The sequence below is a fragment of the Teichococcus vastitatis genome, assembly GCF_003604215.1.
Lineage (GTDB): Bacteria > Pseudomonadota > Alphaproteobacteria > Acetobacterales > Acetobacteraceae > Pseudoroseomonas > Pseudoroseomonas vastitatis.
This window is the reverse complement of record NZ_QXGS01000004.1, coordinates 152,983-177,727: the sequence shown is the minus strand read 5'-3', so window position 1 is coordinate 177,727 and position 24,745 is coordinate 152,983. Positions and strand designations below refer to the sequence as shown.

At 66.6% G+C, this 24,745-nt stretch carries 19 protein-coding genes; 10 read left to right on the top strand and 9 right to left on the bottom strand.

Annotated elements, in window-relative coordinates; all coding sequences use genetic code 11:
• Window positions 1-27 precede the first annotated feature (27 nt).
• A complete protein-coding gene (locus tag D2K64_RS08660; RefSeq protein WP_120007881.1) occupies window positions 28-1,497 on the bottom strand; it encodes an AMP nucleosidase in 1,470 nt (489 codons plus the stop codon).
• 115 nt (window positions 1,498-1,612) lie between these two features.
• On the opposite strand from D2K64_RS08660, the gene D2K64_RS08655 reads away from it, so the two are divergent.
• Window positions 1,613-2,614 carry an amidohydrolase family protein gene (locus D2K64_RS08655; RefSeq protein WP_120007879.1) on the top strand — a complete coding sequence of 334 codons (1,002 nt, stop codon included), beginning with the start codon at window positions 1,613-1,615 and terminating at the stop codon, window positions 2,612-2,614.
• Between the two features lie 204 nt (window positions 2,615-2,818).
• A complete protein-coding gene (locus tag D2K64_RS08650) occupies window positions 2,819-4,318 on the top strand; it encodes a calcium-binding protein (protein ID WP_120007877.1) in 1,500 nt (499 codons plus the stop codon).
• A 108-nt stretch (window positions 4,319-4,426) separates the two neighbouring features.
• On the opposite strand, the gene D2K64_RS08645 is transcribed toward D2K64_RS08650, so the two are convergent.
• Together D2K64_RS08645 and D2K64_RS08640 are read right to left on the bottom strand one after the other, a co-directional pair.
• Complete coding sequence (locus D2K64_RS08645) at window positions 4,427-5,551, bottom strand: GNAT family N-acetyltransferase (protein WP_157985778.1); 1,125 nt, start codon at window positions 5,549-5,551, stop codon at window positions 4,427-4,429.
• Between the two features lie 61 nt (window positions 5,552-5,612).
• Window positions 5,613-6,248 carry a hypothetical protein gene (locus D2K64_RS08640; RefSeq protein WP_157985777.1) on the bottom strand — a complete coding sequence of 212 codons (636 nt, stop codon included), beginning with the start codon at window positions 6,246-6,248 and terminating at the stop codon, window positions 5,613-5,615.
• A 574-nt stretch (window positions 6,249-6,822) separates the two neighbouring features.
• On the opposite strand from D2K64_RS08640, the gene D2K64_RS08635 reads away from it, so the two are divergent.
• The 5 genes from D2K64_RS08635 to D2K64_RS08615 all read left to right on the top strand — a co-directional run bounded on the left by D2K64_RS08635 (window position 6,823) and on the right by D2K64_RS08615 (window position 14,034).
• A complete protein-coding gene (locus tag D2K64_RS08635) occupies window positions 6,823-7,089 on the top strand; it encodes a hypothetical protein (RefSeq protein ID WP_120007872.1) in 267 nt (88 codons plus the stop codon).
• 356 nt (window positions 7,090-7,445) lie between these two features.
• Window positions 7,446-9,983: a calcium-binding protein gene (locus tag D2K64_RS08630; protein WP_120007869.1), complete on the top strand. Its 2,538-nt coding sequence runs from the start codon at window positions 7,446-7,448 to the stop codon at window positions 9,981-9,983.
• A gap of 29 nt (window positions 9,984-10,012) precedes the next feature.
• Entirely contained in the window at window positions 10,013-11,758 is a 1,746-nt protein-coding gene (locus tag D2K64_RS08625) for a type I secretion system permease/ATPase (RefSeq protein ID WP_202910595.1), read from the top strand.
• A 75-nt stretch (window positions 11,759-11,833) separates the two neighbouring features.
• Window positions 11,834-13,213 (top strand): HlyD family type I secretion periplasmic adaptor subunit, encoded by a 1,380-nt coding sequence (locus D2K64_RS08620; protein WP_120008116.1) that lies wholly within the window; start codon window positions 11,834-11,836, stop codon window positions 13,211-13,213.
• Between the two features lie 251 nt (window positions 13,214-13,464).
• Window positions 13,465-14,034: a hypothetical protein gene (locus D2K64_RS08615; protein ID WP_120007867.1), complete on the top strand. Its 570-nt coding sequence runs from the start codon at window positions 13,465-13,467 to the stop codon at window positions 14,032-14,034.
• Between the two features lie 163 nt (window positions 14,035-14,197).
• Here D2K64_RS08615 and D2K64_RS08610 read toward each other — a convergent pair whose 3' ends face one another.
• The 6 genes from D2K64_RS08610 to D2K64_RS08585 all read right to left on the bottom strand — a co-directional run bounded on the left by D2K64_RS08610 (window position 14,198) and on the right by D2K64_RS08585 (window position 20,394).
• Complete coding sequence (locus D2K64_RS08610) at window positions 14,198-14,944, bottom strand: response regulator transcription factor (RefSeq protein WP_157985776.1); 747 nt, start codon at window positions 14,942-14,944, stop codon at window positions 14,198-14,200.
• Window positions 14,945-15,323: 379 nt separating this feature from the next.
• Complete coding sequence (locus D2K64_RS08605; RefSeq protein ID WP_120007863.1) at window positions 15,324-16,109, bottom strand: LuxR C-terminal-related transcriptional regulator; 786 nt, start codon at window positions 16,107-16,109, stop codon at window positions 15,324-15,326.
• Between the two features lie 740 nt (window positions 16,110-16,849).
• Window positions 16,850-17,596: a glucose 1-dehydrogenase gene (locus D2K64_RS08600; RefSeq protein WP_120007860.1), complete on the bottom strand. Its 747-nt coding sequence runs from the start codon at window positions 17,594-17,596 to the stop codon at window positions 16,850-16,852.
• Between the two features lie 21 nt (window positions 17,597-17,617).
• Window positions 17,618-19,072, bottom strand: a complete 1,455-nt coding sequence (locus D2K64_RS08595) for an aldehyde dehydrogenase family protein (RefSeq protein ID WP_120007858.1) — start codon at window positions 19,070-19,072, stop codon at window positions 17,618-17,620.
• A 97-nt stretch (window positions 19,073-19,169) separates the two neighbouring features.
• Window positions 19,170-19,589 carry a hypothetical protein gene (locus D2K64_RS08590; protein ID WP_120007856.1) on the bottom strand — a complete coding sequence of 140 codons (420 nt, stop codon included), beginning with the start codon at window positions 19,587-19,589 and terminating at the stop codon, window positions 19,170-19,172.
• Between the two features lie 52 nt (window positions 19,590-19,641).
• Entirely contained in the window at window positions 19,642-20,394 is a 753-nt protein-coding gene (locus tag D2K64_RS08585) for a lytic transglycosylase domain-containing protein (RefSeq protein ID WP_120007854.1), read from the bottom strand.
• 234 nt (window positions 20,395-20,628) lie between these two features.
• On the opposite strand from D2K64_RS08585, the gene D2K64_RS08580 reads away from it, so the two are divergent.
• The 3 genes from D2K64_RS08580 (at window position 20,629) to D2K64_RS08570 (ending at window position 24,700) form a co-directional block, all read left to right on the top strand.
• Complete coding sequence (locus D2K64_RS08580) at window positions 20,629-22,521, top strand: ribonucleoside-diphosphate reductase subunit alpha (RefSeq protein WP_120007852.1); 1,893 nt, start codon at window positions 20,629-20,631, stop codon at window positions 22,519-22,521.
• Between the two features lie 125 nt (window positions 22,522-22,646).
• Window positions 22,647-23,453, top strand: coding sequence for an SURF1 family protein (locus D2K64_RS08575; RefSeq protein WP_120007850.1), 807 nt, complete (start codon window positions 22,647-22,649; stop codon window positions 23,451-23,453).
• A gap of 203 nt (window positions 23,454-23,656) precedes the next feature.
• Window positions 23,657-24,700 (top strand): ribonucleotide-diphosphate reductase subunit beta, encoded by a 1,044-nt coding sequence (locus D2K64_RS08570; protein ID WP_120007848.1) that lies wholly within the window; start codon window positions 23,657-23,659, stop codon window positions 24,698-24,700.
• Window positions 24,701-24,745: the final 45 nt, after the last annotated feature.

Below are 24,745 nucleotides of genomic sequence, written 5' to 3'. Positions count from 1 at the left end.
TTGTTGACCGAAGCGCGGCGGGCGAACTCAGCGGAAGGGCGGCTCGTCGAAGGCGCGCAGCTTGCGCGAATGCAGCGTCGTCAGCTGCTCTCGCAGGATGTCGAAGGTGGCGATGCCGATCGCCAGATGCTCGCTCACCGCGCGCTGATAGAAGGCGGTGGCGGCCCCGGGCAGCTTGATCTCGCCGTGCAGCGGCTTGTCGGACACGCAGAGCAGCGTGCCGTAGGGCACCCGCAGGCGGTAGCCCTGGGCCGCCAGCGTGCCGCTTTCCATGTCCACCGCGATGGCGCGCGACAGGTTGATGCGCAGCCGCTCCTGCGAGAAGCGCAGCTCCCAGTTGCGATCGTCATAGGATACCACGGTGCCGGTGCGCAGGCGCCTCTTCAGCGCCGCTCCGGCCTCACCGGTGACCTGTCCGGCGGCCTGCTGCAAGGCCACCTGCACCTCGGCGAGCGCCGGCACCGGGATCTCCGGCGGCAGCAGGTCGTCCAGGATGCGGTCGCGGCGCAGATAGCCATGCGCCAGCACGTAATCGCCGATCTCCTGGCTCTGCCGCAGCCCGCCGCAATGGCCGATCATCAGCCAGCAATGCGGCCGCGTCACCGCCAAGTGGTCCGTGATGGTTTTGGCGTTGGACGGGCCGACGCCGATGTTGATGATGGTGAGGCCATCCGCGCCGTCGGCGCGGTGCAGGTGATAGGCCGGCATCTGGAAACGCTGCCAGGGCGCCTCGGCCACCGCCGCCAGGGCCGTGGCGCGGTCCTGTCCGCGCGCCACGCTGGCGCCGCCGGGCAGCACCAGCCGGTCGTAAGGGCTGCCGTCGCGCTCGAGCTCGGCCAGGGCCCAGTCGACGAACTGGCCGATGTAGCGCTGGTAGTTGGTCAGCAGGATCCAGGGACGCAGGTCACGCCAATCCGTGCCGGTGTAGTGCATCAGCCGGCGCAGCGAATAATCCACCCGCGCCGCGTCGAACAGCGACAGCGGCAGCGGCTCGCCCTCGCGGAAGCGCCACAGCCCGTCTGCTACCTCATCACCAACCGCCGAAAGCATCGGCACCGGAAAGTGCCGCGCCAGCGCCGCCGCCGAAACGCCGCCGCGCGCCAGCTCGTCGCCGCCTTCCAGGACGTAGGGGTAGGGGATCTCCTGGTCGCTCGGCGCCACCGAGACGGCGGCGCCATATTCCATCATCAGCGGCCGCAATTGTTCCAGCAGGTAGCGGCGAAAGGCGGTGGGCTGGGTGATGGTGGTGGTGTAGACGCCCGGGCTCTGCAGCTTGGCCCAGGCGCGCCGGGTCTGCGGCAGCGGCCCGTCTGGCTGCCAGCGCAGCAGCAGCGCGGGGTAGCGGAAGGTCGCGCGCTCCGCCGCATTGGGTGGCGCGCCGCCGGCGACGAAGCGGTCCAGCGCCGTCCGCTCGGCCTGCACCGCGGCGTCGTAGAGGGCTTCCAGGGCGTCGACGGCCGCTTCCGGGCTGTCGCAGGGGGGGGCGGGGCTGCTCATGCCGCTGGTATAATCCGGCACAGGGCGCGGAGGTAGGCCGTTGCGCGGCGAAGGGCCGCGGTCCAGTTTGGCCGGCCCGCCATGCAGAGCGGGAGCAAGGGAAGGAGAAGCCTCCATGATGAATCGCCGAGATGGGCTGACACTGGCCGGTGCGCTGGCGGCCGCGAATGCCGTTCTGGGCTCCGCGCCGTCGCGCGCGGCGGCGCCGATGCCGTCCGCCGGGGCGGCGCCGACCGTTCGCACCCCCGTGAGCTTCACGCCGCCGGCCGGCGCCTGTGATTGCCACGTGCATGTGTTTCCCGATCCGGCAAAGTTCCCCTTCTGGGGCGGACGCGGCTACACCCCGCCCATCGCCACCGCCGATCACCTGCTGGCGCTGCAAAAGGCGATGGGCCTCGATCGCGTGGTGATCGTGCAGCCCAGCGTCTACGGCACCGACAATGCGGCGACGCTGGATGGGCTGCGGCAGCTCGGGCCACGCCGCGCGCGGGGTGTGGCGGTGATCGGCGCCGACACCACGCCGCAGGCGCTGGACGCCATGCACGCGGCCGGAATCCGCGGCATCCGCGTGAATCTGGAAACCGGCGGCATCACCGACCCGGCCGCCGCCGCCCGCATCCTGGACGATGCGGTGGCGCGCATCCAGGGACGGCCCTGGCACCTGCAGGTTTATGCCCGGCTGCCGGTAGTGGCGGCGCTGCAGGAGCGGCTTTCCGCCTTGCCGATGCCGGTGGTGTTCGACCATTTCGCCGGCGCCCAGGCTGCCCAGGGCGTCGACCAGCCGGGCTTTGCCGCGGTGCTGGGCCTGGTGCGGACGGGGCGCGCCTATGTGAAGATTTCTGGTGCCTACCGCGCCTCGGACGAGGCGCCAGACTACCCGGCGGTGGCGCCGCTGGCGCGTGCCCTGGTGGCCGCCAATCCGGAACGGATCGTCTGGGGTTCCGATTGGCCACATCCGGACAGCGCGGTGCTGGCCGGCCGCAAGCCCATCGACATCGCGCCGCCCATGCCGGTCGATGATGGGCGGGTGTTGAACCTGCTGGTGGACTGGGTGCCGGACGAGGCGATGCGCCGGGCCATCCTGGTGGACAATCCCGCGCGCCTCTACGGCTTCTGAGGCGGCAAGGCTGCAGGCCGGCGTGGCGTCCGCCGGCCGCCTGACCCGCGCGGTGCCCTGAAGGCGTAGGTCTGTGCCCGGAAGGTGGATCCACTTCCCGGTGTGGACCCGGCCGAAGGTCGTCCACTTTTTGCCCCCATCTCCAGCGCCCGCGACTGCTGGCCTAATGCAGGCGGATGTCGCGCTGGGGAGGGGGGCCGAAGGATGCCGCACTGGGGAGAGGATCACGGCTGGGCCAGGGGCTACAGCGCGCGCGGAGCCGGACGCGACCTGCGGTCCGATCCGGCCTGGGGCGGCAAGGACGCATTGTCCTGGAGCTGGCCGCTGGGCACGCTGCTGACCAAGCCGGAAGCCCGCGATGCGCCCATGGTGGTCAGCATGGCCACCAACGCCGATGCCGTGGGGCACGATACGCTGGCCGCGGTCGATGTGGCGCTGCGCATCGTTGACCGTGGCATGGTGACGCTGGCGCTCGGCTCGGTGAAGGCCATCGGCTCGGCGAGCGATCCGCAGGGGGAGGGCACCTACGCCGGCGCGATGTCCGACCTGTCCGTCACCGGCGCCGACGTCGCGCTCAGCCGCACCCGCACCGACACCGGCAGCGGCGTCTCGGGCGGCAAGGCCTGGTCCAGCGAGACCGCGACCACCACGTTCCTGGCGCTGGATCTGGACGGCATCCAGCCGCTGTTCGGTCCGATCAACCGGCATTCCCAGCAGGATGGCAGCATCCGCACCCCGCCTTCGGTGCAGGGCAATCTGGCGACCTATGACGTCGATGCGAAGGTCTATGGCAGCGCCACTTATGTCGACGTGACGGCCGATGCGCTGGCGCTGGAGGATCGCTATTCCACCGTGGCCAGCATCGTTCTGGGCAGCGCCGACACGGCGCCGCGGCCGGGTGCCGAGCGCGATGCCTTCCGTGTCGGAGCGTTCTGGAACGACCGGATCAACACCGGCAGCGGTGACGACTGGATCCTCGGCCTGACCGGGAACGACGTGATCCAGTCCGGCGGCGGCGCCGACACGGTGAGCGCCGGCTGGGGCGACGATACCGTGCGGTCCGGCGCCGGCGACGACTGGGTGTTTGGCGGCGAGGGACGGGACACGATCGACCTGGGCGAGGGCAACAACCTGGCCTATGGCGGCAATGGCGGGGACCGGATCACCGCCGGCGGCGGCCATGATGCCCTGAGCGGTGGCGGCGGCGACGACCAGCTCTCGGCCGGTGGCGGCAAGAACAGTTTCCTGCTCGGCAGCGTCAGTGGCGCCGTGGATGGCAATGACACCTACTCCGCCGGCAGCGGCGCCGACTATTACCTTCTCGCCGGCCCGTTCGGTCGGGACCGGGTGAGCGGGTTCCGCGCCGCCGAAGGGGATCGCCTCGTGGGCTATGAGGGCGACTGGGGCAGCGAGGGCGGGCTGCGGTCGCTGAATGGCAACGGTCTTTCGCTGCAGCGCGGATCCGCCGACGCACGGGATCTGGTTGTCTCGGTGAAGACGGGCTGGACCACCTCGACCCTGACCCTGGACGACTTCTTCGTGTTGAATGGCGCCTATGGCAATACGCCAAGTCGTGGTGTCTTGTCCGACGATGCCGCGCTGGCGATCCTGCGCGGGATCGTCGTCGATGGCGACACCCATAGCGAGGCCACGCTGCGCATGGACCAGTTCATCATGGGCGATCTGCTCCAGATCTTGGGGTAAAGCCGGAACCGGACCGTGACGCCCGGTCCGGCACCGCGCATCGCGAGGCGGCGGCCGGAAGTGGCGACGACGGGGATGGTCCGCCGCGCCACCACCGGACGCGCAGGGTCAGGAAAGGGCGAGCTGCCCCTCGGCAGGCGCCGCGTCCTGATCGGACGGCCGCGGCGAAGCATTGGCAGGCGCCGGCCTGATCAGCACGGAATGCAGCCGGGCCCGTTCCGAGGTGAAATGGAACTTGTAGGCTTCATCGCCGCGCATGAAATCGTATTTCGAAAAGCCGTTCTCGATGGCATGGCGGATGCTGAATGCATGAAGCGCGAGGCCGGGAGACGGCAGGTCCGCCGCGTCATCGCGGCCGGCCATGTAAAACAGGACAGACTTCGTGTCCCGGTCCAGAAACAGGGCGAGCGCGCCGATGAGCCGGTTGTTCTTCCGCAAAGTGGGAAGGAGCAGGCATCCTCCTTCGGAGCAGGTCATCATCGTGATGAGGGCCTGCTGTCTCATCCGCCCCATGGCATCCCCCTTTCGCGCCTGCCACTTCGCCTCCCAGAAGGTCAACATCGACTGCAGATCCTCCTCGACCGTCTCACGCGAGGAATGCCCGAGCTGGTACTCGGAGGAGCCTTCGATCTGACGGAGAAGGCGGGTCAGCTTCTGCCGCGTGTTCGAACTGACAGAGGTCTGGAGGTACTCCGCCCAGCTGCCCGGCAAGGTGATGAAGGGGCAAACGGAGTTGTCGATGCCATCGCTCCTGTTGATCGAGGAGAAGAAGGACCCTTGCCAAGCATCAGTCGAGAGATGGCGGGCGAGGGTCATGAGGCGGTCCTTCGGTCCGGCGAAATTTTCCATCCGGATCTGCCCGCACCCGATTCTGGCACGGCATGCCTTCAGCGCCGCTGCGAGAGCGGCCATCACAGCGCCCTCGTGCTGTGGCCGGCAGATCAGGCCCGTGTAATCAGCGACCGGCGTGCCCGCCAGCGTGATCTCGATCACAGCTTCCGGCTTGGCCTCGATCTTGCGAAACCGAATTGGAAGAAAGGCAAGGTAGTCCTCGTCCTCCCGTCGGGCCTTGACTGCCAGAATGCGCCAGGATGATCCGATCCTCCGCAGATGCCGGGTCATCCATGCCCAGGACAGGAAGAAGTGCGAGCTTGCATCTTCCGCATAGACAGCGTTCCATTGACCTTGAAGCGCAGAAAGCTGCTGCAGGTCGCGAACCACTTCGATGTGCATAGGATTTTTCCCTGGTGGTGGACGTTCTGGTGGCGCGGCCGCCATGTGCATCAGTTCGGCGTCAACCGACCTCGACCATAGACGTGATGGTGACGGTAGACAGCATGTCCTCGATTACCACCGCGGAAAGATCGACTTCGCTGAAGGTGTATTCGCCATAGCCGGACGCTTCGGCCTCAGCGAAGGCGACGTTGCCAGTGAAGGACTCCTCCAGCTCGAAGTCGCCAGGATCGAGAGAGCCGCCGAAAACCGGTCCTGGATCTTGGGCATCATCGTCAGCGGTGTCCGGCATAATCTCCAAGTCGAGGGCATAGGCTTCGGATACTGACTCGTAATAGGCCATGCTACCGGCATCGGATTCCTCGCCACCAGCTTGATTGAAGCTCAGAGAGAAGCTTCGGTCCGAGCCTTCGTACACTTCAGCATAGGAGGTGGCTGTCGCATAAACGGGAGCGTCGCCACTGCCTGAGGCCAGCGCCGTCACGCTCGCGGAGGCATATCCTTCGCTCATGTTGGTATCCACGCTGGCCGTGGATCCCACACTACCCGTCGCGACCGTGTCGGTGCCAATCGCAGTGGCGTCTCCGCCTGCAACAGCCAGCATGCCGGTGGATTCGCCAGAAGTGCCGCCGGGATTGCTGCTCAGCTCGAAATCGTAGGAAGTTGTCTGCCAGGAAGATGTCTCAGGTTCGCTCAACGACACCGATGAGCTCCAAGAAGTGCTTGTGCTGCTCGTGATCCTGGGCATTGGTTCGACCCTTCCACTGAGGTCAACAAACGCTACAGGAAAATTTCCGATCTGGCAGTCTTCGTTTGCCTGAGGCGCCTTACACTTCAAGGATGAGCAACTGCCGGCAGCATCCGGCAATTTCGGACGACGCCCCATCGGCAAGGATGAGGATCTTCTGCCGAAATTAGAGTGGTTGGACCAAGCATAAGGCTCAGCACTTCAAAGCGCCGCGCTTCTGCCGTTCGCCAGCCGGAATAAGCTTATTTAGTTCTGCCGCTCCGGCGTATTCAGAACAGAAACGCTGAACAATGGCACATTGGCACCATCCCTTTCCGACAGGCCCAGCCTCCAGGCTCGAAGGACGTATCGCAAAGGGCAGTCACGAATCTCCATTGAGCACGTCCTCGCTGATGTGGTTATACACTAGCGGCGAAATTTCCCTTGGGTGTAGCTACCGAAGGTCCTTTGACCCTGTGCCACGGCAAACCGTAGCTTCTCGATTGTCGGCAAGGGCCGGCGCTTTCATCAGCGGGAGGTAAGAATGAGCGATTACGATCCCTACGACTTCGAGAAGGAGTTCGAAGTCGACGTCAAGCTGGACTTTGAAACCAATGTCGATGTCAAGGTCGACATCGAAAAGAACATCGACGTCGACATGGATCTTTGCGATCTGGAAGGCAATGGCGCCACCCTGACCCTGGACGTCGAAGCGTTCGGCGAGAACACCCTCACTGAAGTGGTGAGCACGGTGATCGCCACCGACGGAATGTCCAGTGTGACGGTGGAGGCAGGGGCCTTCGTCAACTAACGATCCTGCGCCGTGCAGGGCCGGCACAAGACGGGCAGGACCTTGCGCAGAATCCTATCGGGAAGCTCCGGAACTGCCGTTCCGGGGCTTTTCGGCGTCTGGCACGGAAAGGCAATCGTCCTTGCTTCGAAGTGCCACGCGGCGCGGGCAACGCCCACACCGCCTGCATATCGGCGGCTTCTTCAACGCTGGAGCCAGCAGCCATCCACTACGTCCGGTGAACTCGGACAGTGAGCGTCCGGGCGAATATAAGACCAAAGCACTAAGCCTCTTGCGCTGCTATTTTCCCCCGGTCGCCATTCCTAGTCTGCACGGACGGCAAGCTGACAGCTGGGCCAATGAGGGAGCGCTAAGCGATGGCCGACAATCCTAAGAAGAACCAGATCATTCAGGGTGACTTCACGGTCGATGTCCAGCTTGGATCAATCGCCGTTCCAGTGGATCCAATGCGGCCTCCTACGGGCGACATGGCCCGGGCCGGCATGATCTCGGCGCAGGAGATCCTGTCCAAGACGGCACTGCGCCGCGCGGGCTGGGAGATCGATGGCAAGAATGCGGCCGAGAAGCGCGCCATGAAGGCGGATGAACGGAGCCGCGTGGCGGAGGACAAGGCAGAGGCCGCCGAGGAGAAGGCACGACACCTGCAGGATCCTCCCTCTGGATCCAATTCGGGAATGAACACGCGGGTGGAGAATGAGGAACGGGCGAAGGGTCCGAGCAAGCCTCTCACTGCCGAAGAAACAGCGAACTTTACCGACGCACGCACTGCCACTCTTGCCGCGGCGAGCACGGACACGGTCACCGCCAGCGCCGTATCCTACACCACTATCGAGCTGACCGCCGGTAACGACACGAGGGAAGTGGTGGATTCGGGCAGCTTCCGCGTGAACGGCCTGGCCGGCAATGACGTCATCACCGTCAGGGCTGGAACAACTGGCTCCGATCTCCTAGATGGTGGCGCTGGAGCCGACCGCCTGACTGGCGCTGAGACCGACGATATCTTCGTTGGTGGAGCAGGCGCGGACACCATCAATGGTGGCGCCGGTAGCGACACGGCGGACTACGCCAACTCTCCGGCTGCCTTGCTGGCCACGCTCAGCTCCAGCACGACGGCGACTGCGACGACGCGGCCCAATGGGGGAGACGCCCAGGGTGACGTGCTTTCCGGCATCGAGAATCTTGTTGGCACCGCATTTCAAGACTTCATCAGCGGCAACGCGCTCGCCAACCAGATGGTTGGTGGACTTGGTGACGATACTGTGCGGGGCAATGCAGGAAGCGATCTCCTGTATGGCGATGGGGTCGATGAGAACGCTCCGGCCGGAGGCGTCGATTTCGTAGATGGCGGTGCCGACGATGACACCCTGTATGGCGGAGGTGGAAACGACACCATCCTTGGCGGCTTCGGCAACGACCGGCTCTTCGGCGGTGCCGGAAACGACCTGCTGACGGCGGGAGACGGCAACGATGAGTTGGAGGGTGGCGATGGTGTGGACCAACTCGTGGCCAGCCTCGGCGATGACATCCTCAGGGGCGGTGCTGGTGCGGATGATCTCATCGCATCCGGTGGCAATGACCAGCTTTTCGGAGGTGAGGGCGACGACACGATGGACGGCGGCACGGGTGCCGACGCGATGAGCGGCGATGCCGGGAACGACACCCTGGCAGGCAGAGGCGGCACCGATACGATTTCAGGCGGGGAAGGGGATGATCTCCTGGATGGCGGGGAGGACAACGACTCCATCTCTGGCGGAAACGGCAACGACACGCTGATCGCCGGAGCCGGTGCGGACGCACTGGACGGTGGCGCCGGCATCGATGTTGCCAACTATGCCACTGCCACCGGCGCGGTGGGCGTCGATCTCCTGGCCGGAGCGGGAACCGGCGTGGCCGCGGGCGATACCTTCGTGGGCATCGAGAATGCCACAGGTTCGGGTTTCGCGGATATCCTCGTCGGCAACGCCGGTGACAACGTCTTTGTCGGTGGCGGCGGAGCCGATCGGATCGTCGGGCAAAGTGGCGTCGACACCGCCGACTATTCGGCTTCCGCTTCGGCCATTTCCCTGCGGTTCAACGCGACCCTGGCTGACCCCACCCTGGCCGGAACCGGTACCGGCGGGGATGCGGAAGGCGACAGCCTGCAGCTGATCGAGCGGGTGATCGGATCGAGCTTCGCGGACACGCTGACGGGCGGCGAACTGAACGACATCTTCGTCGGCGGTCTCGGAGCGGACGTTCTCGATGGCGGCGCTGGAACCGACAGCGCCGACTACTCGTTCTCGACGGGCGGGGTGGCCGCGAACCTCCTGACCGGTGCCGGCCCGGATGGCGATCAGCTCAGCAACATGGAGAACCTGATCGGATCGGCCTTCAATGATGTGCTCACCGGCAACGCTGCCACAAACCGCCTTGAGGGCGGTGCCGGCCGGGACAAGCTGGTCAGCGGGGCGGGAAATGACATCCTGATCGGAAGCAGCAATGGCGACCTCCTGGTTGCGAATGGAGCTGGGCAGAAGCAACTCGTAGGTGATGGGGGTACGGATGGCGGCCCTGCCGGTCTTGATGTCTACCGGATCATCGGAACCGGAGCCACGGCCGGTGCGCAGTTCAACATCATCCTGAACTACCAGTCCCAGGAGAATATCGAGATGAATTCCCTGAGCGCCGTGGGTTCGACGACGATCAACATCGGGGGAACCGATTATCGGGGCCTTCTGCTGCAAAGCACGACCAGCGGCCTCGCCCACAACACGATCATTCCGGTGGGCGTGGCGGCCACGACCACGGCTGCGCAGGTCGGCAGCTTCTACAACAGCTTGAACGCCCTCGATGCGGATGGACGTGATCTCCTCGTCAGCAGCAGCTTCACCGCCGACAGCCCCTGGATCGGCTGAAGGCCGATGGTGCGGAAAGAAACCGGATCATGGCCCCCATTGATGCCATGAAGCTGAAGCCGCAGGCCGTGACGGAGCTCGATCGCGCCGTCGCGGCCTGTCGCTCCACGGTCGGGGTTCTGGGATTGTTCAGTCTGGTGATCAACCTGCTGATGCTCGCTCCCTCCTTGTACATGCTGCAGGTCTATGATCGCGTCATGACCACGGGTTCAGTGGAAACGCTGGTCATGCTGACCCTGATGGTGGCACTTGCCCTATTCGCGATGGGCTTCCTTGACGCATTAAGGGCCGCCATCACGGTGCGGATGGGCTGCTGGCTCAGCGGACGGCTCGGCCCCGCGTATCTCGCGAATGGCGTGCGCATGCGGCTCATCAGCGAGAGTGCAGGTGCGCAGCCGCTTCGGGATCTGGCAACGGTGCAGGGCTTCGTCGCCTCGCCCGGGGTGCACGTGTTCTTTGACGCACCCTGGTCCCCGTTGTTCCTGGTGCTGATCTGGATGCTGCATCCCTGGTTGGGCACGCTGGCGGTCGCTTCCAGCATCCTGCTGCTGGGCTTCGGCGTAGCGAATGAATATCTCACCCGCTCCTCGGCCATGACCTCCAGCGTGGCGCAGATCGGCGCGATGCAATTGGCCGAGGCCACCATCCGTAACGCCGAGGTGGTCAAGGCCATGGGCATGCTGCCGGCGCTGCTGGCGCGCTGGCACGACAGCAACGCGACGGGCCTGGCGGCGCAGCAGCGAGCGGGCGAGCGGGGAAGCCTGCTGCTCGGCATCACGAAGTCGCTGCGATACTTTGTCCAGTCGGCGACGCTGGGGCTCGGCGCCTATCTCGTGCTGCAGGGCCAGCTTTCCGGCGGAACCATGATCGCCGCCTCCATCCTGCTGGGTCGCACCCTTGCGCCGGTGGAGGCCGCCATGGGCACCTGGAAGAGCTTCGGCATGGCGCGGATCGCCTATGGGCGGCTGAAAGGCCAGCTGCGGACGCTGTCACAGGAGCCGGTGCGCACGCGCCTTCCCGAACCGAAGGGCGTCCTCACACTGAGCAACGTCAGCTTCGTACCGCCAGGCGGGCGAGTGCCGGTTTTGCGCGGCATTTCCTTCGAGGCCACGCCCGGGGAGGTGATGGCGGTGATCGGCCCCTCCGCGGGCGGCAAAAGCACCTTGTGCCGGCTGCTCGTCGGCACGGCCGATCCGACGGCCGGGGAGGTTCGCCTGGACGGCGCCGATCTGCGGCACTGGAACCCGGAGGATCTCGGCCGGCATGTCGGATACCTGCCTCAGGATGTCGAGCTGTTTTCCGGAACGGTGCGGGACAACATCGCGCGCATGGGGCATGCGGATGACGAGGCGGTGATCGAGGCCGCGTTGCGGGCCCACGCCCACGCGCTGATCCAGCAATTGCCACAGGGCTACGATACCGTCATCGGCGACGGCGGCATTCGCCTGTCCGGTGGCCAGCGGCAGCGCATTGGCCTGGCCCGTGCGGTGTACGGGCTGCCGCGCCTGATCGTGCTGGACGAGCCCAACGCCAATCTCGACACCGCCGGCGAGGCTGCGCTGGCGGCCGCCATCCATGAATTGAAGCAGCATGGATGCACCTTGCTGATCGTGGGCCACCGGCCATCAACGATCGCCCAGGCGGATCGCATCCTCCTGCTCAAGGAGGGGCGCGTGGAACTGATCGGCCCGCGCGACGAGGTGCTGAAGCGGCTCAGGAAGGCCTCCTCCAGCAAGGCGGATGCCGCACAACAGGATGAAGCGCAGAGTGCCTGAGCCGCGAGGCGCTCCCGCTCGGCCGCCGCAGCGGCCGTCCCGTGGGCAGCCCGAGATGCAGTGGAGGCCATGATCATGTCCAGGTCGCTTACCCTCATCAGGCCGACACCGGCTGCGTTGGCCACGCCCGAGTTCACCGAACTCCAGGGCGACGTGCTGGCGTTGCGGACGTCGATCCGGGCCCCGGTAAGACGGGGGCTCGTGCTGATCTTTCTGTTCCTGGGTGGCTTCTTCGCCTGGGCCGCCACGGTGCCCATCGCTGGCGGAGCCGTTGCGCCCGGCGTCGTCAGTCCGGACGGCAATCGCCGCACCGTGCAGCACCTGGAGGGAGGCATCATCGCCGAGCTCTCGGTGCGCGACGGGGACAAGGTCCAGGCGGGGCAGCGGCTCGTGGTGCTGGAAAGCCTCCAAGCTCGGACGGTGGTGAATGCGTTGACCAACCAGTACTACACGCTGCTGGCGATGCAGGCGCGCCTTCAGGCGGAGCAGGATGGCCTGAGCGACATGGAGGTGCCACAAGAACTGGCGGATCTCACGGCCAGCAATGCGGAGCTGCGCAAGGTGGTGGCGTCCCAGCGCGTGATGTTCGCCACGCGCCTGGTGGCGCGCAAGAGCCGTCTGCTGGTGCTCAGGAAGAAGATCGAGCAGTCCCAGGAACAGATCCGTGGGCTTGAAGCGCAAATCAAGAGCGCCAGCGAGCAGATTGCCCTCATCGAGGACGAGCTGAAAGGCAAGGAGCAACTGGTGCGGGCCGGCTACATGGCCCGTCCCGAAGCTCTGCGACTGCAGCGGGCGCGGGCCGAGATCCAGGGACGGAGGGAAGAATATGCCGGAACGATCGCTCGTGCGCGGCAGGTGATTGGCGAGACGCAGATGCAGATCATGGCACTGGACGCGGAACACCTCGACAAGGTGTCGGAACAATCCGACAAGACCCGCCTTGACCTGGTCGGAATCACGGAGCGTCTGCAGGCGAGCCGGGACGTGCTGACGCGAACCGTTGTGACCGCGCCGATCAGCGGAACCGTGGTCAACCTCCACTTCAAGACGGTGGAGGGCGTTATTCGGCCGGGCGAAGCTATCCTGGACATCGTTCCTGCGGAAGAAGCGCTGTTGATCGATGCCCGCGTCTCGCCCAGCGACATCGACGTGGTCAGCATCGGCCTGCCGGCGCAGGTGCACCTGACGGCCTATTCCAGCCGCAGCCTGCCGCGCATCGATGGCATGGTGCGGTCCGTATCGGCCGACCGTCTTACTGATCCCAGCAACGGCCAGCCCTACTACCTGGCACGGGTCGAGGTGGATCGGGCGGAACTGGCCCGCCTCGGATCGGCAGTCGAGCTGGTGCCTGGCATGCCGGCGGAAGTGCTGATCGTCCGAAAGGAGCGGACCATGATCCGCTACCTGCTCGAACCCCTGTTGGCAGCGTTTCGCCGCAGCTTCCGCGAAGTCTGAACGAAACACCCTGTGCCCTGGCCAACAGCACGGCGGCAGCAGCGCCCTGATCAGGGAATGATGGAGCTGACCGCCTCCGGCAGAGGCCGGCGGCATCATCGAGGACGCGGGAAGCCCGCGCAGAAGACTCAGTCTCCCGGGTGCAGCATGTCTCTTTAGGCGTAGCTGCCTGTGCGACGTGTTTCCCGGCTCGCAGCATCGATAGAGTCACACGGTGTTCGAAGCATCGGCTGGCCCGATCAGGAGCGATCATGGCACGCACCACAACCAATCTGATGACTTCCTCCTTGGCGTTAGGTCTGCAGAGCAGCGGCACAGCCGTGGGCGAGGACACCTTCACATCCGTGGACATCTCGCTGAAGGCGAAGGCGACGGGTGCCGGGGGGAAAGTCCAGGGCACGATCACCAGCACGGCTGCGGCATATGGAGACGGCGATGGCTATGTCGCGGTGCAGAACTATGTTGATCCAGGCGACGCGAATTTCGTGAAGATTAAAACAACCAATGTGGCATCTACCGATGGCAGCTATGAGCAGAGCATCACGACGTTCACCATCAAGAACAAAGCTCACGGCCCGTCGAAGCACACGGAGTCCGTCAAGTCCGTGACAATCGAGGATCCGCCTGCTGTGGTGAGCGGGAACGCGGCGCTGATCAGCATCGACGCCGTCGCGCAGGGGGAGGATTCGCTCATGGATGTTCAGGCAGCGGCGTTCGCGCTCGAAGATCGGTTATCAGAATCATCAGTGGAGATGATCCTCCGCCTCGAGGAACACAGCACCTTTGACGCGGCCACCGGTTTCGATCATCTCTGGATATAGGATAGTGGCGCCGGTCCGCCAGCGGACCGGCGCCGCACCTTGAGCTGACGACGGCTTCCTTTTCCGCGGCCTGTTCAACCGGATCGGGATGGCTGCACTCCTGCTCCGGTCGCGGGACATTGTGCGATGGCCGCATGGGCCGAAGCAGGCCAGGGACCGGCGATCAGAACCGGATGATCCGGCGGGATGGCTGAATCTTCGCGCCGCCGTTCAGCAGGGTCAGGCTGGGCTCCGAAGGCGGCCCCGGCGGCAACTGCTGCGCCAGCTGGCCGTCTACGGCAGCAGCAGGTATCAGCGCAGGGAGCTTGGCCGCAGTCCTGGGCATCATGGCCGCCGCCAAAAGCGCCGCCTGCGTCCGGTTGCTGGCGCCGAGCTTCCGCATGAGCTGCCGGACATGCACCTTGACCGTGGCCTCCCTGACCCCGAGCAACTGTGCGATGACCTTGTTGGATTGTCCCGCTGCCAGATGGGCCATGATGGCCTCCTGCCGATCCGTCAGGCTGCTTTTCCGCTGCTGATCGGACGCCGGCTCGATCTTCTGGATGCCGTTATGCTGCGTTGGAGACGGAGGTGCATCATGGGTATGGCCGAACAGCGCGGTTGGCGGAAAGAACGTGCCGCCACCCATGATGAAGGCCAGGGTGCGCAGCGCGACCTCCGGCTCCGTGCTGGTCGGGATGAAGCCTCGCGCCTTCGCCCGGTAGGCCGCCACCACTTCCGCCGTGTCTTCCAGATCGGAGATCACGACCACGGGGGTGTCGGGCAGCGCTTCCATGAGTGCTGCCAGCCAGCCTCCCGCCTCGGGTTGCTGCAACGGCATCGCGCCGAGGCTGAGGATGCCGAGGCGGAATTCCGTTTCCGACTCCCGCAACGACAGGGTCGCTGCGGGGGCGGTGGCCTCGACGGTCATGCCCGCGGCTTCTGCCCAGCGGGAGAGAAGGCTGGTCCAGCCGCTCCGCCGGAGGGAACGGTGATCGATCAATGCAATCGCGGCGCGTCGCTGCTCACCCGAAGCCTGCTGCACGTTCTGTGCCCTCAACCATTCTGGCGGCCCTGGTTCGGACAAGGGTTGCCAGTTCATGCGGCCGCCCGGACCATCCGGGCGCCTGCTGCGCGAACGGGATTGCCGTTCGCGTCCCTGAACGGAAGAGGATTATGCGCCACGGTTGAAGCTGGACCCATGGCGCAGAAGGAGGACGGACCGATCCATGTCGATAAGCGGATTGGGCATGGCAAATGCCCGGTTGGGATGTTTCTCCCAAAGGGCCATGGACCCACGATCCGGACGGTTACGCCCGAAGTGGTAAGGCGCCCTCGTTCAAGACGGCGACGAGGTCCGCCGGTGGGGACGCCAGGGCCGTGATGTCCGCAGCCAGCTCCGTTCCTTCGCTGCCGCTCAGGATCTGCAGGGCCGCCTGGGTTCTGTTCGAGACGCCGAGCTTGCGCATGATCTGCCGCACATGAACCTTCACGGTGGATTCGCACATGTGCAGCTCCCGGCCGATCAGCTTGTTCGAGTAACCGCGGCGAAGGTAATGCAGAACTTCGCGCTGACGCTGCGTGAAGGCGCTTTCATCCATCGGGCTGCTGGCTTCTGTATCGACCAGGATCGGTTCCGGATCGGCCGCTGCCTGTTCCAGCATCGCCTCTGGCGGAAAGAACATCCCGCCGCCGATGACGAAGGCCAGGGCGTGAATGGCCCGGCGCGGCTCCATATGCGTGGCGATGAAGCCCTGCACACCGGCGGTAAAGCAGGCGCGGACCTCCGCCGCCGTGCTGTGGTCGGAGATGACCGCGATCGGACAGCCCGGCGGAGCCTGCCGCCGCAGGGAAGCCAGGAGTTGCTGCGCATCCGGCTGCATTGCATGAATGGAGCCGAGATCCACCAGGATGGCCGAGACGTTTTGCGGAACCTGATCCATCTGCTCCGGATCGGCTTCCTGCACGGTGCAGGCCTGCCCCTGGGACAGGGCGCTTTGCTGGATGAAGCTGCACAATCCGGCCCTTCTCAGGGGATACCTGTCGAGAAGCAGGATGTTCCAATGATCCTGACTGACCGGGTCCGACGCGTTCATTTGTTTGCCTCCCGTACTGTGAGGCCGCCGAAGAAGGCGGTACTGGACAAGGAGCCGGCGGGAAGCCGGCCGTCAAAGAAGAGGTTCTCTCCTCCAAGCGAGAGGAAGGGACCACAGAACCTTCACGTTGGCAAATCGCAACGAGAGAGTTTTGTTCAAATTTATACTAGCGAGCGCCTGGAGCATCTCAGGAAATGAGAATTCCTCCAAATAGAGCAAAATGCCCAGAAGTAGGCACCGGCCCTTTGCTTCGGCCCGCGCATGTTGACGATCAGCATTGGGTCGCAGGCGATAGTCGGAGCACGGTTCAACCCGCCCAGGCCAGCCAACGCGGCCGGGCCGCCGCTGTCCGGTACCGGACCTGATGACGCGGTTGGGCGGCCTGGATCTGCCCGGTTCATGCGGGCTTCGTTGGCCGGGATGAACCGCGGGCGCCCTGAATCCCGCCGTCACGGGCCCGGTTCGGCGGGATCAGCCGGGATCACGGCATGGCATGGAATGGTTCACAGCCGACCGTCTGCATCCTGCCGCGCTTCCGCCGTACATCCCCGGCCAAATCCCCGCTGGCCGGTGCTGGTGGGTCGGTCCGTGTTGCGGCCAAAACGAGTTGAAGCCTGCTCCGCCAGTGAGCGGGACGCTTCCGAGGCTCCGCGACCATGACCGCCGCCGTCAGGCGCTGAGCGACCGGCGATCACGCCCGCGATATTGAACGTCGCGGGCATCGCGCCCGCGCCGCAATCTCAGATGCAGCGCCCGCCATCCACTTCCATGGCGACACCGGTGATCATGGAGGCCTCGTCCGAGCACAGGAAGCAGGCGGCGTTGCCCATGTCCTCCGGCGTCGAGAATCGGCCGAGCGGAATGGTGGACAGGAACTTGGCGCGGATCTCCGCCGTGTCCTGGCCCATGAAGGTGGCCAGCAGCGGGGTTTCGCCGGCCACCGGGTTCAGCGCGTTGACGCGGATGCCGAAGGGCGCCAGCTCCACCGCCATGGAACGCGTTGCGGTGATCACCCAGCCTTTCGACGCGTTGTACCAGGTCAGGTTCGGCCGCGGGCTGACTCCCGCGGTGGACGCGATATTGAGGATCGCGCCGCGCTTCTGCGCCTTCAGGAACGGCACCATCTCGCGCGCCGCCAGGTAGATCGCCTTGACGTTGATGGCCAGGATGGCATCGAACTTTTCCTCCGACAGTTCCTCCATCGGCTGCGGCGTGTGGCCGATGCCGGCATTGTTGACCAGGATGTCGAGCCCGCCGAAGCCGTCGCGCGCGACGTCCAGCATGGCCCGAGCGCCGGCCGCCGTGGCCACGTCGGCGGTGACGGGCCGCGCCGCCTCGCCGATGCTGGCGGCCACGCGTTCCGCCGCCGCGGCGTCGCGGTCGGCGACCACCACACGGGCGCCCTCGGCCACGAATTTGCGGACGATGCCCTCGCCGAAACCCGAGCCGCCGCCGGTGACGATGGCGACCTTGCCTTGCAGTCGCATGCGCTTTCTCCCTGTTGTTGGTCAGCCGTGGCGGATGGCGATGGTCTTCAGCGAGGCAAAGGAATACAGCGCCTCGAAGCCTTTCTCCCGCCCATGGCCGGAACGCTTCACTCCGCCGAACGGCAGTTCCACGCCGCCGCCGGCGCCGTAGTTGTTGATGAACACCTGTCCCGTCTCGATGCCGCGCGCCATGCGCAGGGCGCGGCCGACATCGGCGGTCCAGACGCCGGCCACCAGCCCGTAATCGGTGCCATTGGCGATGGCCAGCGCCTCCGCCTCGTCCTTGAAAGGGATGACCACCTGCACGGGGCCGAAGATCTCCTCCTGCGCCAGCCGCGAGTCCACCGAGGCACCGGCCACCAGCGTCGGCGGCACATAGTAGCCGCCCGATGGCGCGCCGGAGGCGAGGCCGCCTTCGGCCGCCACCACCAGCCCGTCGCGCGGCACGCTGTCGAGGTAGCCGCGCACGATCTCCTGCTGCCGGGCCGAAACCAGGGGACCCATGTCGAGATCGTCCATCGCCGGGCCGGCGCGCAGCGCGCGGTAGCGCTCCGCCATGGCGGCCAGCACCCGATCATGCACCGCGCTCTGCACCAGGATGCGCGACGCGGCGGAGCAGGTCTGCCCGGCGTTCTGGATGCCGGCATTCACCAGAAAGGGCAGGGCGGCTTCGACGTCGGCATCGGCGAACACGATCTGCGGCGACTTGCCGCCCAGCTCCAGCGTCACCGGCACGGCGTTGCGCGCCGCCGCCGCCTGCACCAGCGCGCCCACCGCGACGGAGCCGGTGAAGGAGATGTGGTTGATGCCGCGATGCGCGGACAGCGCCGCGCCGGCTTCCTCGCCGGTGCCGGAGACGAGGTTCACCGCGCCGGCCGGGAAGCCGGCCTCCTGGGCCAGACGGGCATAGGCGATGGCGGTGAGGCAGGCTTCCTCGGCCGGCTTGATCACCACCGCGTTGCCCATCGCCAGCGCGGCGGTGACCGAGCGGCCGATGATCTGCATCGGATAGTTCCACGGCACGATGTGGCCGGTGACGCCGAGCGGCTCATGCACCGTCATCACCGTGTAGCCATCCAGATAGGGAATGGTGTCGCCGTGCAGCTTGTCGGCGGCGCCGCCGTAGAATTCGAGGTAGCGCGCCAGCGCCAGCGCGTCCGCCTTGGCTTGGCGCAGCGGCTTGCCGACGTCGAGCGCTTCCAGCCGGGCCAGCTCGTCAACGCGCTCCAACACGAGGCGGGACATGGCGGTGAGCAGCCGGCCGCGCTCGGTGGCGGTCATGTGCCCCCAGGCGCCGCGGCGGGCTTCCTGGGCGGCGGCCACGGCGCGGTCGATGTCCTCGGCCTCGCTGCGGGCGATGGCGGCGAGTCGGCTGCCATCTGACGGGTTGAGCAGCGGCATGGTCTCGCGCCCGGCGGGCTCGTGCCACTCGCCGCCGATCAGGTTGAGGCGGGTGTCGAACGGGACAGCATCCATCTCCGGGCTTCCTCCATGGCGTCGGGGCCCGGACAGGCCGGGCGCGGCCATGGAGTATCGCCAAAGAACCGCTGCGCCAACCGCGGGGCAGGGGTGCCTAGCGGCAGCTCTCGCCCTGGCGGCGGAAATCCAGCACCCGCCCCTCGCGGATCTCGAAGGTCACCAGGCAGGGCACCGGCTCGTAGCCGGAGCCCCCGAGCGGAATGCCGACCCCGATGCCGGTGCCGAACCCGCCGCCGCGGCCATAACGCCCGCCGCCGAAGCTGCCGCCGCCCACGCCAAAGGAGAAGCCGGAGGAGGCGGGGGCGGCGGTGCCGCCGAAATCATATTCCAGGAAGCGGCGGCCTTCCGCATCGTAGACGCGCTGCGGCACGCCCAGGCCCTCCACCAGCCGGACCTCGGGCTGCGCCACGTAGCTGGCCATGCGGCGGTCGAAATCCGCGGTGCCGCCGCCGGCGCAGGCGGCAAGCAGCCCCAGCGCGAGACCCAGAACGGCGTGGGTGAGGGGTTTGCGCATCTTCGGAATCCTCCATCGGCAATGCGGCTGGCGCGGCGACACGCCCGGCAGGTTAACGCCCGACAAGCCGTTCCGGGCGCAGGCAGACCAGGCGCGGCCTGCGCGACGCCGGCGGCAGCGGCACGGCGCGGTTGGCGCGGCGCGCTTCGGCCGTCATGAAGCGCCGGGCTTCCTGCCGGCCGCCGAGCAGCAGCGCCGGCCGCAGCCCCCGGGCGCAGACATCGCCCACCGCATCCCGCGACAGCGGCACCGGGCCGCCGCCACCCCAGGCCTTGCCCAGCCGTGCCAGGGCAACGCGGCGGCTGTAGGCCGCCCCGCGCTCCGCCTCGCCGGAATGATAGCGGCCGATCGCGGCGCCCCAGTCGCCGGTCTGCCCCTGGAGCGACCGAAGGAAGCGTACGGCGTAGCGGAGGTTGGCCGCCGGGTCGAAGGCGTCTTCCAGGCTCGCGAAGGCCTGCGGGTGGTACAGCAGGTTGACCTGCATGCAGCCGACATCGATCGAACGGACACCGCGCGCCTGCAATTCCCGCACCCGGGCAATGGCGGCGGACTTGCTGGGGGCGTAGTGGCTTTCCCCCTCTGCATTGACCGACCAGGGCCAGGGCTGCGGGGCGCCGGCCGGGCTGCGCCGGCCGGTTTCCACCAGGGCAATGGCACTCAGCAACCCGGCCGGCACGCCGGAAGCCGGCTCGGCGGCGGCGATGGCCTCGCGGCAGACTGTCCAATCCCCCGATTCGGCCCGCGTGGCGCGGGGCACGGCCAGGAGGGCGGCCAGCAGCGCGAGGGTGGCGAGGCTTCGGAGCATGCGTCCAGGTGCCGGTTGCCCGGCGGCGAGGCAAGTGCGGCGGCGATCACGATGCGGCGTCCGGACGCCTGCGGCAGCAAGGAGTCGCGGCGGGCGGCGAGCGGCCCGCAAGCCAATTCCTGGGGTGAGCATGCGAATTTACACACCATATCTGGATTAAGAAGGTGTTGAAGCGGGCAGCGGCCCGGTGCAAAGCTGCGCCCGACCTGCCCAGTTTGCCGAGGGATTTGCACCTTGCTCGATGCCGTTCAGCTTGCCGCCGATATTCAGCTTGCCGGGCATGGCCAGGTTCGCGTGGACCGTTCCCGCGACGCGCTGCTGACCGATTTCGGCAAGGCCACGCTCGACGACCGCTACCTGATGCCGGGCGAATCCTACCAGGACCTGTTTGCCCGCGTCGCCAGCGCCTATGGCGACGATGCGGCGCACGCCCAGCGCATCTACGACTACATCTCGAAGCTGTGGTTCATGCCGGCGACGCCGGTGCTGTCGAATGGCGGCACCACGCGCGGCCTGCCGATCTCCTGCTTCCTGAACGAGGCGAATGACAGCCTGGACGGCATCGTCGGGTTGTGGAACGAGAATGTTTGGCTGGCGTCGAAGGGCGGCGGCATCGGCTCCTACTGGGGCAATCTGCGCTCCATCGGCGAGAAGGTCGGGCAGAACGGCAAGACCTCGGGCATCATCCCGTTCATCCGCGTCATGGACAGCCTGACGCTGGCGATCTCCCAGGGTTCGCTGCGGCGCGGCTCGGCGGCGGTGTACCTGCCGGTCTCCCACCCGGAGATCGAGGAGTTCATCGACATGCGCCGCCCGACCGGCGGCGACCCGAACCGCAAGGCGCTGAACCTGCACCACGGCATCCTGATCCCGGATGCCTTCATGCGGGCGGTCGAGGCCGACGAGGAATGGGCGCTGTGCTCGCCGAAGGACGGCGCGGTGATCCGCAAGATCCCGGCGCGCGGCCTGTGGATCCGCATCCTGATGGCGCGGATCGAGCAGGGCGAGCCCTACATCATCTATTCCGACCACGTGAACCGGGCCCAGCCCGAGCACCAGAAGCTCGCCGGGCTGGAGGTGAAGACTTCCAACCTGTGTTCCGAGATCACCCTGCCTACGGGGCGCGACCAGCACGGGCAGGAGCGTACGGCGGTGTGCTGCCTGTCCTCGCTAAACCTCGAGACCTGGTTCGAGTGGAAGGATGAGGCGAGCTTCATCCCCGATGTGATGCGGTTCCTGGACAATGTTCTGCAGGACTTCATCGACAAGGCGCCGGATTCCATGGCGCGCGCCAAGTACAGCGCCATGCGCGAGCGTTCGGTCGGCCTCGGCGTGATGGGCTTCCATTCCTTTCTGCAGTCGCAGAACGTGCCGTTCGAGAGCGTCATCGCCAAGGTGTGGAACAGGAAGATGTTCCGCCACATGCGCGAGCAGGCCGACATCGCCTCCCGTACCCTGGCCGATGAGCGCGGGCCATGCCCCGACGCCGCCGAATACGGCTTCAACGAGCGTTTCTCCAACAAGATGGCGATCGCGCCCACCGCCTCCATCTCGATCATCTGCGGCGGTGCCTCCCCGGGTATCGAGCCGATCGCGGCCAATGTCTACAACCACAAAACGCTGTCCGGCTCCTTCATCGTGCGCAACCCGTACCTGAAGAAGGTGCTGGCCAGGCACGGCCGCGACGACGACGAGACCTGGACGCTGGTGACCGTCAACAAGGGCAGCGTGCAACACCTCGACTTCCTGGATGAACAGGAGAAGGCGGTGTTCAAGACGGCCTTCGAACTGGACCAGCGCTGGGTGGTGGAGCACGCCGCCGACCGCACGCCCTTCATCTGCCAGTCGCAATCGGTGAACCTGTTCCTGCCGGCCGATGTGCACAAGCGCGACCTGCACCAGATCCACTTCCAGGCCTGGAAGAAGGGCCTGAAGTCGCTCTACTATTGCCGCTCGCTGTCCATCCAGCGTGCCGACACGATCAGCGAGAAGGTCTCGGCCCAGCCCGCCCTCGGCTTCGCCGCGGCGACCAGCCTGGAGGCGGTGCTGCCGGACGCGCCGTCCCTCGGCACCCGGGCGGTGGCCGGGCAGGGCACCGATTACGAGGAATGCCTGGCCTGCCAATGACGGCAGCGCGCCGGGGCGGGCCGGCGGGACCGGCGCTCAGGCTGCCCGTCCGCGCCGGCTGGCTTCCGGAGGGGACGGGCCGGGCTTGACCCGGCCCCGTCACCGCGCTTAGCCCCGGCGTGACGATGACCCCCGATCCGCTCCGGGCCCGCACCACCGGCCCTGCCGCACAGGATGCGCCGGACCTGCCGCACTCGCCCTGGTTGCTGGGCGTCCTGGCGGTGTTCGCGCTGCTGTTCTGCGCCGGCTTCGTGGCGCTGGGCCAGTGGCAGCTGGCGCGGCGGGAATGGAAGCGGGAGCTGATCGCGCGGGTCGATGCCCGGGTGAATGCGCAAACCGCGCCTGCGCCCGGTCCGGCGGAATGGCCGCGGCTCACCGCCGCCGGTGCCGAATACCGGCGCCTCCAGGTCTCGGGCCGCTTCATCCCCGGCCGGGACACCTTGATCGACACCAACACGGAGCGCGGCCCGGGCCACTGGGTGATGAGCCCCCTGCTGACCGGCGAGGGATTCCTGCTGCTGGTGAATCGCGGCTTCGTCGGCGGGGAGCGTGGCTTCGAGACCGGGCCGGCGCGGCCCGTGCCGGAAGCGCCGGTCACCCTGACAGGGCTGCTGCGGGTGGACGAGCCCGGCGGCGCGCTGTGGCGGCCCAATGATCCGGCGGCCGGTCGCTGGAGCTCCCGCGACGTCGGCGCCATTGCGCGGGCGCGTGGCCTGGGGCCGCAGCCGGTGGCGCCCTATTTCCTCGATGCTGCACCATCGCCGGCATTGCCCAGCCCACCGGTGGCCGGCCTGACGATGACCAGCTTTCCCAACAACCACCTGATCTATGCCGTCACATGGTACGGGCTGGCCGTGATGACGGCGGGCGGCGCCGCGCTGGTCGGGCGGCATGAATGGCGGTTGCGCCGGGCGGCGCGGGCCGGCCGGTAATCCACCGACTCAGGCGACAGCGACGGCCCCGCCGCTTATAATCCGCCGCAGCCTGTTGCGCCCGGCCTGTTCGGCCGAAGGGCGGAGCAAGCGCCGCCCCGTCGGGGCTGCTGGCCTCGCGATCCATGTCACGACCCTGGCGCCCTGCCGCCCGCCTCGGGCGGTGCGGGCAGGGCGCCCACGACCGCCGGAGTTCTCCCGCCATGCCCGACCAGCCCGAGAAGATGGACCTGCTGACGGCCAACCCTGTCTACAAGCCGTTCCGCTACCCCTGGGCCTATGACGCCTGGATGACACAGCAGCGCGTCCACTGGCTGCCGGAAGAAGTTCCGATGGCCGACGACGTGAAGGACTGGCAGAAGAACCTGACCGACAGCGAGCGCAACCTCGTCACGCAGATCTTCCGCTTCTTCACCCAGGCGGATGTCGAGGTGAACGGCGCGTACATGAAGCACTACAGTCAGGTCTTCAAGCCGACCGAGGTGCTGATGATGCTGTCGGCCTTCTCCAACATCGAGACGATCCACATCGCCGCCTATTCGCACCTGCTCGATACCATCGGCATGCCCGAGACCGAGTACCAGGCCTTCCTGAAATACAAGGAGATGAAGGACAAGTACGACTACATGCAGTCCTTCACGGTGGACAACAAGGCGGAGATCGCCAAGACGCTGGCAGCCTTCGGCGCGTTCACCGAGGGGCTGCAGCTCTTCGCCTCCTTCGCGATCCTGCTGAACTTCCCGCGCTTCAACAAGATGAAGGGCATGGGACAGATCGTGACCTGGTCGGTGCGCGACGAGACGCTGCACTGCCTGTCCGTGATCCGGCTGTTCCGCACCTTCATCCAGGAGAACCCGGAAATCTGGACGCCGGAGTTCCGCCAGGAGCTGGTCACCATCTGCACCACCATCGTCGAGCATGAGGACGCTTTCATCGACCTCGCCTTCGAGCTGGGCGGCGTGCAAGGCATGACGCCGGAGGACATCAAGCTCTACATCCGCTTCATCGCCGACCGCCGGCTGCAGCAGCTCGGCCTCGAACCGCATTATGGTGTCGAGAAGAATCCGCTGCCCTGGTTGGACGAGATCCTGAACGCCGTGGAGCACATGAACTTCTTCGAGGGCAGGGCCACGGAATATTCCAAGGCTAGTACCCGGGGCTCCTGGGAAGAAGCCTGGGCACCTTCGATCGGCGAGAACTGGACGGCCGATCAGAGCGAAAGCTTCAACGGTCCCCTCCGGGTTTGAGGCCGATGCCGCTCAGCCTCTGCCACGAATAGGCTGAGCCGTGTC